Below are 13014 nucleotides of genomic sequence, written 5' to 3'. Positions count from 1 at the left end.
GCCATGCCATGAAGCGTATACTTATCGTGACAGGACAGTCTGGTTCAGGAAAATCTTCAGCTCTCCAAGTGTTAGAAGATTTGGGCTATTACTGTATTGATAATTTGCCTTTGGCATTGCTGCCCGAAATTGTGGCAAAGCTAGATCATGAAAATAACCTAGAGCAATTGGCATTAGGTGTGGATGTTCGAAGCACTCGTGCAGATATGCAAGAGTTCGATCATGTTTTTGAGCAACTACAAAAACATGGCACAGTTGATGTGATTTATCTGACTACGCAAGATCAGGATTTGATCGCACGTTTTAGTGCATCACGTCGTCCACATCCATTAGCCAATCGTTTTAAAAGTCTGTTGCAATGTATTCATGAAGAAAAGCAGTTACTGCTGCCAATTCAGTTCCGCGCTACTGTTCATATTGATACAACAGATAAAAGTGTGCATGATTTAAAGCATATTTTACTGTCTAAATTGGGGCAGTCAGATAAGCTCATCGTGATATTGCAGTCATTTGGATATAAACATGGCATTCCTTTAGATGCTGATTATGTTTTTGATGTACGGCATTTACCAAATCCGCATTGGGATTTAGAATTGAGACGTTTTTCTGGTTTGGATGAGCCAGTAAGACAATTTTTAGAAGCAAGTCCGCAAGCAAACGAAATGTTTGACGATATTCTTCACTTCTTAAAAAAATGGCTTCCAGCATTTGCTGAAGGACATCGTCACTATATGACGATTTCTATTGGTTGTACTGGTGGTCAACATCGTTCCGTTTATATCGTAGATAGACTAAAACAAGCACTTGAGGCAGAATGGTCTGTTCAGGTCTTACACAGAGAAATGAAGCACTGGTCATGATAGACACAACTGTTGATGTAATTAATAAACTCGGTTTACATGCTCGTGCATCAGGAAAACTGATAGAGGTCACTACAAAATTTCGTTCGTCGATCCAAATTGGAAAAGGCGATCATTTAGTAGATGCAAAAAATATTATGTCTTTGCTGATGTTAGGTGCAGGTAAAGGGACCACTTTACGATTGGTCATTGATGGTACCGACGAAGAGCAGGCATTAAATGAAGTACAGGCGTTATTCGCCGCAAAATTTTATGAGGCAGATTAATCGTGGCACGTCGTCCCCAACGTTATACTGAAGAAGATTTTGGCTCTTTAGAAGGACGTGCAAGTAAGACAGAGCAGAAAAAAGCAGTTCAACGTATGGCTGCTTTAGGTGAGCAGTTAGCACAACTTTCTATTAAGCAGATTCAAAAACTCCCAGTTGATGAACGTTTAATTGATGCGTTAATGGAAGTGCAGAACATTAGTTCTTTTGAAGCTCGTCGTCGTCAGTTTCAACGTATTGGTAAATTATTGCGTAATGAAGATGAGACCGTTATTTTGTCTTATTTAACTCCGCAGCAAGGCGCAAAAAAACAGGCTCAATTGATGCGTTGGGTTGATCGTATGATCGAACAAGGCGACCCTGCAATTAATGAATTTAGTAAAATTTATAATGCATCGGAACGTCACACCTTGCGTCAGCATGTGTTGAGAATCAACCGTGATAAGAGTCAACAAGTGAGTGAAGCAGAGCTTGAGGTGTCAAAAGGTAAATTTGTGAACTATGTGCAGCAAATTGCCCTATTGTCTGATCAAGGCTAAATGCTCTTCCATAAAAAAGCGACGCTCAAGGCGTCGCTTTTTTTATTTATACATTTTCAGCCCGTTCTTTTGCCCATTCACGTAAGATAAATTTCTGTAATTTACCTGTCGATGTTTTCGGAATTTCTGTAATAACCACATCTTTAGGCACTTTAAAGCGCGCTAATTCTTTTTGGCAGTGTGCAATAATTTCTTCAGGTGTTGCTGTAGTACCCATCTTTAATTCAATAAACGCGCATGGTACTTCTTGCCAACGTGCATCGGGTTTAGCGACTACCGCAGCGGTTAATACAGCAGGATGTTTATACAAAACATCTTCTACTTCTAAAGATGAAATGTTTTCTCCACCTGAAATAATAATGTCTTTCGAACGATCAGTAATTTTTGCATAACCATCTGGGTGGCAAACGGCTAAGTCTCCCGTATGGAACCATCCGCCAGCAAAGGCTTCTTGAGTTGCTTTAGGGTTCTTTAAATAGCCTTTCATGACAATATTGCCACGGAACATGATTTCTCCCATGGTTTGACCATCATTAGGTACAGGTTCCATAGTCTCGGGGTCTAACACACGCATACTGTCTTGCAACGGGTAGGGTACGCCTTGACGGGAATGAAGTTGGGCTTGTTCAGCAATTGATAGCTCATTCCATCCAGATTGAGAAGCACATAGGGCAGAAGGTCCATAAGTTTCTGTTAAGCCATATACATGGTTTACGTTAATCCCCATGTTTCGCATCCCTTCAATAATGGCAACAGGGGGAGCTGCCCCAGCAACCATAACTTCAACATGGTGATCAAAGTTCGCTTGTTTTTCTTTGGGTAAGTTAAGAATCATTGAAAGAACAATAGGTGCACCACAGAAATAATCAACTTTGTGTTCTGCAATCAATTGCATGACTAATTCTGGATCGACTTTGCGTAAACAAATATTGGTTCCACCACTTGCTGCTATGCTCCACGCAAAACACCAGCCATTACAATGAAAGAGCGGCAGTGTCCATAAATACACAGCACGTGGTTTCATTCCACAAGCCAAGATATTGCTTGCAGCATTAAGATAAGCTCCGCGATGATGATAGACCACACCTTTAGGATTACCTGTAGTTCCAGATGTGTAATTTAAGCTAATCGCATCCCACTCATCTTCTGGTAAATGCCAAGAGAAGTTAATGTCGCCTTGAGTGATCCATTCTTCATATTCAAAGGAACCTAAAAACTGATTTTCACCTTCGTATTCCGTATCGGCTACATCAATTACAATAATGTGTTGATTCGGAATAAGTGAGAGAGCCTCTCTTGCCAAATTCACAAATTCAGGGTCAACCAACAGTACTTTACTTTCAGCATGTTCCAACATGAAAGCGATTGTTTTTGCATCTAAACGTGTATTGAGGGTATTAAGTACCGCACCCGCCATAGGAACTGCAAAATGCGCTTCAATCATGGCTGGAATATTTGGCAATAAAACGGATACCGTATCATTTTTCTCAATTCCCAGCTGCTTGAGCTGAGATGCAAATTGACAGCAGCGCTGATAAGTTTCTTTCCATGAAATTTGGCGCTTACCATGAATAATCGAAGCTTGATCTGGGTAAATATAAGCCGCACGTTCTAGGTAGCGTAGAGGTGATAACGCAACAAAGTTTGCGGGTGTGCGTGGTAACTCATCATAAGCACTAACCATGTGAAACAACTCCGTGTTCTATTTTTAATTCATTCTTTGAACATATGATTTAATATTAATCAAAGCATCTATGCTTTAGTCTTAAAGAACGATACCCTCCAGTCAAAAAATGAGCAGAAATGCTATTTTCTTCATCTTAAACCACTTGTGTTAAACATGTTTAAAAATCATCTCAATATATTTTTTAAGTCATTTATTGCTGTTTACGTGATAAGCAAAATGTATTTATGATTTTATGGACTCAAAGGTTTTCACATTGCTTGAACAAGTGTAAAATCTTTCAGGTTTTTTAACTTTGATTTACACCGTTTTTATATTTTGAGGTTCGCCTCGATCATAATCTCGCGGTGAAATGCTCCTTCGTATAGGGCATCACTCCTTAAGGATTTTTTTATGCCAATTATCACATTGCCAAATGGCGATCAAAAGAGTTTTGATCACGCTGTATCTGTTATGGAAGTTGCCCAAAGTATCGGGCCTGGTCTAGCAAAAAATACTATTGCTGGCCGTGTAAATGATCGCTTAGTTGATGCATGTGACTTAATTACCGAAGATTCGACCTTACAAATTATCACTCCAAAAGATGAGGAAGGTCTTGAAATTATTCGCCATTCTTGTGCACACCTTGTAGGGCATGCTGTTAAACAGCTTTTCCCGGAAGCCAAGATGGTGATTGGTCCAGTCATTGAAGAAGGTTTTTACTACGACATCTGGATGCCACGTCCTTTTACATTAGATGATATGGCAGCTATCGAAGAGCGTATGAAAAAGCTCATTGATCAAGATTACGATGTCGTTAAAAAAATGACACCACGTGATGAAGTTATTGCTGAATTCACTGCGCGTGGCGAAGAATACAAATTACGCTTGATTGCAGACATGCCTGAAGAAACACAAATGGGCTTGTACTACCATCAAGATTATTTGGATATGTGTCGTGGTCCACACGTACCGAATACTAAATTCTTAAAATCGTTCAAGCTCACTAAAATCTCTGGTGCATACTGGCGTGGTGATGCGAAGAACGAACAGCTTCAACGTATTTATGGTACAGCTTGGGCAGACAAAAAACAGCTCGCTGCATACATCAAACGTATCGAAGAAGCTGAAAAGCGTGACCATCGTAAAATTGGTAAAGCTTTAGACTTGTTCCATATGCAAGAAGAAGCACCGGGTATGGTGTTCTGGCATCCAAATGGCTGGACTATTTACCAAGTACTTGAACAATACATGCGTAAAGTTCAGCAAGACAATGGTTACCTTGAGATTAAGACACCACAAATCGTAGATTTTACATTGTGGGAAAAATCAGGTCATGCGGCGAACTATGCTGACAACATGTTTACGACTCATTCTGAGAATCGTAACTATGCGGTTAAGCCAATGAACTGCCCATGTCATGTGCAAGTTTTCAACCAAGGTTTGAAGTCTTACCGTGATCTACCGATTCGTTTAGCAGAGTTTGGTTCTTGTCATCGTAACGAACCATCAGGTTCTTTACACGGCATTATGCGTGTACGTGGCTTTACACAAGATGACGCACATATTTTCTGTACTAAAGAACAGATCGGTCAAGAAGTTGCAGACTTTATTAAGCTGACTTTAGAAGTTTATAAAGATTTTGGCTTTGAAGAAGTGCAAATGAAACTTTCTACACGTCCAGAAAAACGTGTCGGTGATGATGCACTTTGGGATATGGCTGAAAAATCTTTAGCAGATGCTTTAGATGCAGCGGGTCTCGAATGGGAATTACAACCTGGTGAAGGTGCGTTCTACGGTCCGAAAATTGAATTCTCATTGAAAGACTGTCTCGGACGTGTATGGCAGTGTGGTACTATTCAGTGTGACTTCAACTTACCAGAACGTTTAGATGCGTCTTATGTAACTGAAGACAATGATCGTGATCAGCCTGTAATGTTGCATCGTGCAATTCTTGGCAGTTTTGAGCGTTTTATTGGTATACTAATTGAACACTACGCTGGTTTCATGCCACCTTGGTTGTCACCGTTACAAGCATGTGTCATGAATATTACCGACTCTCAAGCTGAAGCTTGTGAGAAAGTCGTAGCAAAACTCAAAGAAAATGGCCTTCGTGCTATTTCTGACTTGAGAAATGAAAAAATCGGATTTAAGATTCGTGAGCGTACTCTAGAGCGTATTCCTTACCTATTAGTTCTTGGTGATCGAGAAGTTGAAGAAGGTACAGTGAATGTGCGTACCCGCTCAGGAAAAAATTTAGGTACTATGTCAGTAGATGCATTCATTGACTTAGTGAAGTCTGCCGTCGCCGAACGTGGCCGGTATATTGTGGAGTAAGAAAGATTAAACAGCCTGACCGTAACCAACAACAAGGTGCAAAAAGCAACCGTCCAGCAATTAACGACGAGATCCGTGCAAAAGAAGTACGCCTCGTTGGTGCTGACGGTGAGCAAAAAGGAATTGTTTCATTAAATGAAGCACTGCGCGCTGCTGAAGAGGCAGATCTTGACCTAGTTGAGATCGTTGCAAACGCCGAGCCGCCTGTTTGTAAAATTATGGATTACAACAAGCACTTGTTTGACCTTAAGCAGAAGCAAAAAGATGCGAAGAAAAAACAGCATCAAGTGCAAGTGAAGGAAATCAAACTGCGCCCTGCAACTGATGTTGGTGATTATCAAGTTAAGCTTCGTGCTATTTTGAAATTCCTTGAAGAAGGAAACAAAGTGAAAATCACTTTACGTTTCCGTGGTCGTGAAATGGCTCACCAACAACTTGGCTTAGCTCAATTACAAAAGATTGAAGCTGATGTTGCTGAGTTTGGGGTTGTGGAACAAGCACCTAAAATGGAAGGCCGTCAAATGGGTATGTTACTTGGACCTAAAAAGAAAAAGTAATACTCAAAAAAAGCACTGCAAAAGCAGTGCTTTTTTATATCCTTATCATAATAAAAAAAGATGATTTAATTTTCTCTGTTCAGTTTTATTTAAGACAATTGCTATATCTTTTAAAAGAAATTCAATTCTTGAATTTTATGTATTTTTTAGTGTTAGAAATCTCATCGTCCCTCTTAAAACATGCTATAACGCAAGACGCAGTCATGATAACGATGAATAGGAAAATAGAATGATTGATCTATATTATTGGGGAACTCCCAATGGACATAAAATCACAATTGCCTTAGAAGAAATGGGACTGGACTACACTCTTTACCCAATCAATATTTTAGAAAATGATCAATTTCAACCAGACTTTCTGAGAATTTCTCCAAATAATAAAATTCCGGCAATTGTTGACCAAGATGGACCTCGTGGTGAGCCAATTTCAATATTTGAATCAGGTGCGATCCTGCAATATCTAGGTCGAAAAACTGGATTATTTTATCCAACTGATGAGCAAGAGCGAGTTGAAGTTGAACAATGGCTCATGTGGCAAATGGGTGGACTAGGGCCTATGCTAGGGCAGAATCATCATTTTAACCGCTTTGCACCAGAAAAAATTCCATATGCGATAGACCGCTATATAAATGAAACTAAGCGCTTATATGGTGTGCTGAATAAGCAGCTTATTGGTCAGAAGTTTGTTGCAGGTGAATACTCGATTGCTGATATGGCAATTTTACCTTGGATCTTGCGCTATGAATGGCAAGGTATTCAGCTAGTGGATTATCCTTATGTACAAGAATATATTGTTCGCTTGACGGCACGTCCTGCGGTACAAAAAGCACTATCAATTAAAGTCATCTAACTCTTATTGGTAGCGTAATGAATAAAGTGAAAGGTGATTTGGTCTAATTTAATATGCTAAGTTACTTTTTACTTTTTTTGAGCGCGTTTGGTGCTGCTACATTATTACCGTTACAATCAGAAGCTGTACTCGCCACCTTATTATTAAAAAAAGAATATTCTGCTTTTCTTCTAATTTCTATCGCCACTTTCGGAAATGTACTTGGCTCGTGTGTGAACTGGTGGCTTGGTTTAAAAATAGAGCAGTTTAAACACAAAAAGTGGTTCCCAGTTTCTGAAAAACGTTTAGAACAAGCTCAGCGTTTTTATCATAAGTATGGGTTTTATTCACTGCTGCTAAGTTGGACACCTGTGATTGGTGACCCAATTACTTTAGCTGCAGGTTTATTCAAAGAAAATTTTTGGCGCTTTTTAATTATAGTTTTGATTGCTAAAGCAGGACGCTATATTTTTATTTATTGGGTGATTACAGATTTTATTTAAAATAAAAGCATCCGAAGATGCTTTTATTAAAATGGTTTAACTAGTCTTCTGAGCTTTTAGTAATATCGACTTTAAATAGGTCATTGGTTTTTAGCCAACAGAAGGTGACCACTGCAAGTGTCATACAACCCCCAAAAATAGTCGCTGCAATTGTTCCTAAATATTTGGCTGCTAAACCTGACTCAAATGCACCAAGCTCATTACTTGATGAAACGAACATTCCGTTTACAGCAGCAACGCGACCACGCATATTTTCTGGTGGAAAAATTTGCAAAATGGTTTGTCTAACCACAACTGAAATACTGTCACAAGCGCCTGTCATAGCCAACGCAAATAGTGATAACCACATGTTGTTTGAGAATGCGAAAAGAATCGTGAAAACACCAAATCCTGCAACAGCAAGTAGCATGTTACGCCATGCATGTTGAGTTGGCGGGAAGCGAGTCAAAGCAATCATAGTGACGAGTGCTCCAATAGATGGCGCCGCACGCAAATATCCCAGTCCTTCTGGGCCGACTTTTAAGATATCTTCTGCAAAAATTGGTAATAATGCGATGACTCCACCAAATAAAACAGAAGCTAAATCAAGAGAAATTGCCCAAAGAACAATTTTAGTTTTCCAGATAAAACGGAAACCATCTCCTAAACTTTCTAAAACATTAGCAGTTTCAATTTTAGGAAAAGTACGCTTATGCAATAGGTTAATTAAGATGAAACAAATACCAAGTAAAACCGCAACACTAAATAGACTTGTTTCTCGGCCTAAATAGGCAAGCATGAAACCACCAAGCATTGGCCCGATAATTACACCACTTTGCCAACCGATCGTCGTCCATGTTGCACCATTTGCATACAGTTCACGAGGTATCAAAAATGGTTTTAAAGACGTTGCAGAGGGATTATAAAACCCGCGTATAGTACCTAAGCCAAAAATAACAGCATAAATACCCCAAGAAAGGAAATTTACGCTGATATGACCTAGACCATGCAGATGGAACAGCGACCACAACACTAAAGGAAGAGGAACCGAAAAAAATAAACAGATCTTCATAATAATCTGTTTATTAAATCTATCTGCAAAATAGCCACCCCAAAGAGAAAGAGCAATAAAAGGAATGGCTTCTGCGAGTCCAATTAAACCTAGAGTCAAAGGGTCTTTGGTGATTTGATAGAGTGAGTAGGCAACAATAATTTCTTGAATCAGAATTGCTAAAGTTAAGCAAAATTGATTAATCGTAACAATTGAGAAATCTCTGTAACGTAAGGCAGCAAATGCATCATGTTTCTGCATTAGGAATATCGTATGTTGATAATTTGATCGTATTATAAATGGAAAAAAGCACAGGTGCTTTATTTATTATTGATATTGTTGGCACGGTTGAATTTGGAAAAGTCTTTCTTGCACTCATAAAAACAGTAACTAATAGTTTTAATTTTAGTCAGCATGCTATAAAATACGCGCTTCCTTACCTGCAGGTCGATTTTGCAATGGTGCAATCGCGCCGAACAGGTGCCTAAAAGAGGTTACTATGGCTAAGTTAAAAACTCGCCGTGGTGCAGCTAAACGCTTCAAAGCGACTGCAAACGGTTTTAAGCGCAAACAAGCATTCAAGCGCCACATTTTGACCAAAAAATCTGCTAAACGTATCCGTCAATTACGCGGCTGTGTAATGGTTCATGTTTCTGACATGAATTCAGTTCGTCGTATGTGCCCATACATCTAAGGAGATTATAAATGGCTCGTGTAAAACGTGGTGTAGTGGCTCATCGTCGTCACAAAAAAATTCTTGCTCGCGCTAAAGGTTACTACGGTGCTCGTTCACGCGTTTACCGCGTAGCGTTCCAAGCGGTAATCAAAGCTGGTCAATACGCTTACCGTGACCGCCGTCAAAAGAAACGTCAATTCCGTGCTCTATGGATTGCGCGTATCAATGCTGGTGCTCGTCAAAACGGTTTGTCTTACAGCCGTATGATCGATGGCTTGAAAAAAGCTCAAGTGATCATCGACCGTCGCGTATTAGCTGACATCGCTATGCATGATGCAGTAGCATTTGCTGCTTTAGCTGAAAAAGCTAAAGGTGCATTAGCTGCATAAGCTTAGAGATTCAAAGAAAGACCGCTTTTTAGCGGTCTTTTTTATTTTTAGCGGTTCTATTTTAAAAAGAGATAACAATCAGAGATAAAAGATGAAAGACGAAAAATTTCTTAATGATTTAATTCAAAAAGTACAGCAAGGTCACCAGTTCAAATATTTATATTTCTGGGGACATACTCCTAAGAAAGTTGATCTTGTTGATAAGAGTTGTTTTAGCCAGTGGTTTCCTGCGCAATTTGAGATAGAGGGTATCGGATATTTTACTGCTGAACATTATATGATGGCGCAAAAAGCAAAAATATTTAATGATGAAGAAATTTTTGCACGGATTTTGCAAGTTAAACATCCTAATGAGGCGAAACAACTAGGTCGCAAAGTACGTAATTATGAGGAACAGATATGGCAAGAAAAACGGTTTGATATTGTCGTACAGGCGAATTTTGCCAAATTCTCACAGCATCCTGAGTTGAAGAAATTCTTATTAGCAACGAAAGACCGTATTTTAGTTGAAGCATCTCCAGTCGATAAAATTTGGGGAATTGGTATGGCGCAGGACCATCCACATATTCAAGATCCATCTCTATGGCAAGGACTAAATTTGTTGGGTTTTGCTTTAATGCATGTTCGAGAGCTACTTTTAACTGAGTAGGTTGGTTTGAGACCAATCAATGCTTCACTTTAAAAGTAGTGACGTGAGGGAAGTAAATTGAAATCATTAAATGACATGGATATTCGTATAGCATCACTTAAGGATGCATTATCTATTGCAGAAGTACATGTACAGGGGTGGAAAGAAACCTATACAGGTATAATTAAGCAAGAAATATTAGATGAGCTTAAAATCCTAGATAAGGAGTTATTATGGAAAGAAATAGCAAAAAGCCCTGATCATAAGTTATTTGTCTATACTGAAAATGGGATAGTGAAAGGCTTTCTCGATGGTTATTTAAACCCAGAAAATAATATTGCTGAAATTATGGCTTTTTATCTTTTAAAAGAAGTTCAAAAGCAAGGCATAGGACGTGAGTTATTTCAAAAGTTCTACCAATGCGCTTTAAATCAAGGATACAGTTTTATTCGCTTAGAAGTTTTTAATAAAAATCCAAGTCGTTTCTTCTACGAAAAAATGGGAGCTAAATTAATTGGGGAAGCCGAACTACCTGAGTTCGGCCCCGAAATAACAGAGTTATTTTATCAATGGGAACTCTAATCTTTAAAGTCCAAAATAATAAGCCAAAGCACAAATAATAATCGTTAGAATAACCAGTTTAATAACGCCTGAACCAGTGCCTTTATGGTGCTGAGACTTGAGATGCTGTGGATTTTCATTTGATTGCTCAAATGGAGATGCTTTAACTACAGGCACTATCTGAGCTGTCTGATAATGGTTGGCAACTTTTACAATAAGCTTGGCAAACAAATCATCAGTTTTTTGCGTAAAATTTCTTAAATTAATGAGTTGTTCTTGGTCTAGTTCTTCTCCCAAAGGATCATTTGCAATACGTTTCTTTTGTTCTAAGTAGTCAGCTAATGCTTGAGTACGAGATAAAAGTTGATGGGCATAATCTGCGGGATAATTCTCTGGAATTAATGCAAGTTTTGGTTCTAAGCTTTTAATATTTGTACCATCAAAAAGAGCATTTTGAAGTTCTGGCTCCTCAAAGCCTGCTGCATATTTACTATGAAATAATTCACTATCCATAAAATCAGCTATTTCTTGCCATGGCGGATTTTTTAAATCAGCTTCAATTTTTTTTGATAATTTTTCATTGAGTTCAAAACGCCAGAAAGTTTCTAAACGAAGCTCACAGGTTTGTGAGGCAGGGGCTTCAAACTCATTATCATTGTTATACCATTCGGCAAGCTCATGGCCAAAAATCCAAGCAAATTTCTTATCATTTTGATGACTCACAATAAAATGAGTATAAGGTAAGAGCTCGACATTACTGTTTGGATTTTGCTCTTCATTGAGAAGGCTTGATAAATGTAAACTGAGCTGAGTGGTGCCTTGTTTTTTTAGCGCTTCTAGCCAAACTTGGAAGTGTTGAGCGAGTAAATGCTGAGAAGCTAAGTCACGAAACTGAAAACTATGATGGTCGAAAATATGATGTTGTCGCCATTGGTTAAAGCTTAAATTCTGACGGAGGTATTCATTACCATATGTCACAAGCGTAAGTTGTTGTTTCCAAATCTGATTAAGCGCCATAATAGTTGATCTCATTGACGATACTATTATCTTATACGTTTTATCTTTTTGTTGCCTAATACATTTTTCATGATGGATAAACTTCATCAATTCGATGAAAAACTGTTAGAATGCAGTGTTTTATTATATTTTTTAAATTTGTTGCTTTGAGAGTTAATATGTCACTGGAAGCCCTGACCACAGAAGCGCTTGCTGCCATTGCAGCAGCTCAAGACCTTGTTGCACTTGATCAGGTGCGTGTGCAATTTACAGGGAAAAAAAGCCAGCTTGCAGAACAATCGAAAGCATTAGGGAAAATGGACCCTGAAGAACGCAAAGTACAAGGTGCTGCGATTCATGCTGTTCGAGAAACAATTAATACTGCATTAACAGAGCGTCAAGCGGCACTACAACAGGCAGCACTTGCACAAAAGCTAGCAAGTGAAACGATTGATATTACATTGCCGGGCCGTGGTCAACGTATTGGTACGGTTCATCCTGTTACTCAGGTACAAGAGCGAATTTGTCAGTTCTTCACTAAAGCTGGTTTTACAGTTGCAACTGGTCCAGAAGTTGAAGATGACTATCACAATTTCGAAGCATTAAATATTCCTGGTCACCATCCAGCACGTGCTATGCACGATACTTTCTACTTTGATGCTACTCACCTACTACGTACGCATACCTCTGGGGTACAGATCCGTACAATGGAAACGAGTGAGCCGCCAATTCGTATCGTGTGCCCTGGCCGTGTTTACCGTTGTGATTCGGATCAAACGCATTCGCCAATGTTCCATCAGATCGAAGGTTTATATGTTGCGGAGAACACAAGCTTTGCTGAATTAAAAGGTTTATTGATTAACCTACTGAATGAATTTTTTGAGAAAGATTTAAAAGTACGTTTCCGCCCTTCATATTTCCCATTTACAGAGCCTAGTGCAGAAGTAGATATCATGGATGAGCGTGGACGTTGGTTAGAAGTATTAGGCTGTGGCATGGTACATCCAAATGTATTGCGTGCTGCGGGTATTGATCCTGATAAATACAAAGGCTTTGCTTTTGGTTTAGGGGTAGAGCGTTTTGCAATGTTGCGTTATGGCATTAATGATTTGCGTATGTTCTATCAAAATGATGTGCGTTTCTTACGCCAATTTGCCTAACAATTTTTCAGGATTAAAAA

General features: G+C 39.0%; 16 protein-coding genes. 13 read left to right on the top strand and 3 right to left on the bottom strand.

What is annotated here, in order from left to right; translation table 11 throughout:
* Positions 1 to 8 precede the first annotated feature (8 nt).
* Genes rapZ through yjgA form a run of 3 tightly spaced genes read left to right on the top strand, consistent with a single transcriptional unit; the run spans position 9 to position 1665 of the window.
* Positions 9 to 860 carry an RNase adapter RapZ gene (gene rapZ / locus B806_RS0105450; RefSeq protein WP_005066272.1) on the top strand — a complete coding sequence of 284 codons (852 nt, stop codon included), beginning with the start codon at positions 9 to 11 and terminating at the stop codon, positions 858 to 860.
* Positions 857 to 1126 (top strand): HPr family phosphocarrier protein, encoded by a 270-nt coding sequence (locus B806_RS0105445; protein ID WP_000567533.1) that lies wholly within the window; start codon positions 857 to 859, stop codon positions 1124 to 1126. Before rapZ ends, B806_RS0105445 begins: the two co-directional genes overlap by 4 nt.
* A gap of 2 nt (positions 1127 to 1128) precedes the next feature.
* Positions 1129 to 1665, top strand: a complete 537-nt coding sequence (yjgA, locus tag B806_RS0105440; protein ID WP_017402732.1) for a ribosome biogenesis factor YjgA — start codon at positions 1129 to 1131, stop codon at positions 1663 to 1665.
* A gap of 46 nt (positions 1666 to 1711) precedes the next feature.
* Here yjgA and B806_RS0105435 read toward each other — a convergent pair whose 3' ends face one another.
* The gene (locus tag B806_RS0105435) at positions 1712 to 3349 is read right to left on the bottom strand and encodes an acyl-CoA synthetase (protein ID WP_017402731.1); all 1638 of its coding nucleotides are present in this window, start codon (positions 3347 to 3349) and stop codon (positions 1712 to 1714) included.
* Positions 3350 to 3742: 393 nt separating this feature from the next.
* Here B806_RS0105435 and thrS point away from each other — a divergent pair, with 393 nt between their 5' ends.
* The 4 genes from thrS to B806_RS0105415 all read left to right on the top strand — a co-directional run bounded on the left by thrS (position 3743) and on the right by B806_RS0105415 (position 7554).
* Positions 3743 to 5665, top strand: a complete 1923-nt coding sequence (gene thrS / locus B806_RS0105430; protein ID WP_017402730.1) for a threonine--tRNA ligase — start codon at positions 3743 to 3745, stop codon at positions 5663 to 5665.
* Positions 5666 to 5670: 5 nt separating this feature from the next.
* Positions 5671 to 6222, top strand: coding sequence for a translation initiation factor IF-3 (gene infC, locus B806_RS0105425; RefSeq protein ID WP_075383312.1), 552 nt, complete (start codon positions 5671 to 5673; stop codon positions 6220 to 6222).
* Between the two features lie 229 nt (positions 6223 to 6451).
* Complete coding sequence (locus B806_RS0105420) at positions 6452 to 7072, top strand: glutathione S-transferase N-terminal domain-containing protein (RefSeq protein WP_017387621.1); 621 nt, start codon at positions 6452 to 6454, stop codon at positions 7070 to 7072.
* Between the two features lie 53 nt (positions 7073 to 7125).
* Positions 7126 to 7554, top strand: a complete 429-nt coding sequence (locus tag B806_RS0105415) for a YqaA family protein (RefSeq protein WP_017387622.1) — start codon at positions 7126 to 7128, stop codon at positions 7552 to 7554.
* 40 nt (positions 7555 to 7594) lie between these two features.
* Here B806_RS0105415 and nreB read toward each other — a convergent pair whose 3' ends face one another.
* The gene (gene nreB, locus B806_RS0105410) at positions 7595 to 8845 is read right to left on the bottom strand and encodes a nickel resistance MFS transporter NreB (protein ID WP_002117292.1); all 1251 of its coding nucleotides are present in this window, start codon (positions 8843 to 8845) and stop codon (positions 7595 to 7597) included.
* Positions 8846 to 8883: 38 nt separating this feature from the next.
* Here nreB and B806_RS0105405 point away from each other — a divergent pair, with 38 nt between their 5' ends.
* The 5 genes from B806_RS0105405 (at position 8884) to B806_RS0105385 (ending at position 10859) form a co-directional block, all read left to right on the top strand.
* Positions 8884 to 9072: a hypothetical protein gene (locus tag B806_RS0105405; RefSeq protein ID WP_017387623.1), complete on the top strand. Its 189-nt coding sequence runs from the start codon at positions 8884 to 8886 to the stop codon at positions 9070 to 9072.
* An 11-nt stretch (positions 9073 to 9083) separates the two neighbouring features.
* On the top strand, positions 9084 to 9278 hold the full coding sequence (rpmI, locus tag B806_RS0105400; RefSeq protein WP_002054552.1) for a 50S ribosomal protein L35: 195 nt from the start codon (positions 9084 to 9086) through the stop codon (positions 9276 to 9278).
* A gap of 11 nt (positions 9279 to 9289) precedes the next feature.
* Positions 9290 to 9649, top strand: a complete 360-nt coding sequence (rplT, locus tag B806_RS0105395; RefSeq protein WP_000124858.1) for a 50S ribosomal protein L20 — start codon at positions 9290 to 9292, stop codon at positions 9647 to 9649.
* 91 nt (positions 9650 to 9740) lie between these two features.
* Positions 9741 to 10298, top strand: a complete 558-nt coding sequence (locus B806_RS0105390; RefSeq protein WP_017387624.1) for an NADAR family protein — start codon at positions 9741 to 9743, stop codon at positions 10296 to 10298.
* Positions 10299 to 10355: 57 nt separating this feature from the next.
* Complete coding sequence (locus B806_RS0105385) at positions 10356 to 10859, top strand: GNAT family N-acetyltransferase (protein ID WP_025466077.1); 504 nt, start codon at positions 10356 to 10358, stop codon at positions 10857 to 10859.
* A 3-nt stretch (positions 10860 to 10862) separates the two neighbouring features.
* On the opposite strand, the gene B806_RS0105380 is transcribed toward B806_RS0105385, so the two are convergent.
* Entirely contained in the window at positions 10863 to 11855 is a 993-nt protein-coding gene (locus B806_RS0105380; protein WP_017387626.1) for a hypothetical protein, read from the bottom strand.
* 158 nt (positions 11856 to 12013) lie between these two features.
* On the opposite strand from B806_RS0105380, the gene pheS reads away from it, so the two are divergent.
* Positions 12014 to 12994 carry a phenylalanine--tRNA ligase subunit alpha gene (gene pheS / locus B806_RS0105375; RefSeq protein ID WP_002117277.1) on the top strand — a complete coding sequence of 327 codons (981 nt, stop codon included), beginning with the start codon at positions 12014 to 12016 and terminating at the stop codon, positions 12992 to 12994.
* Positions 12995 to 13014 lie beyond the last annotated feature (20 nt).

This window comes from Acinetobacter sp. TG2027 (assembly GCF_000302435.1).
GTDB lineage: Bacteria > Pseudomonadota > Gammaproteobacteria > Pseudomonadales > Moraxellaceae > Acinetobacter > Acinetobacter pittii.
This window is presented reverse-complemented; position numbering and strand designations above follow the sequence as displayed.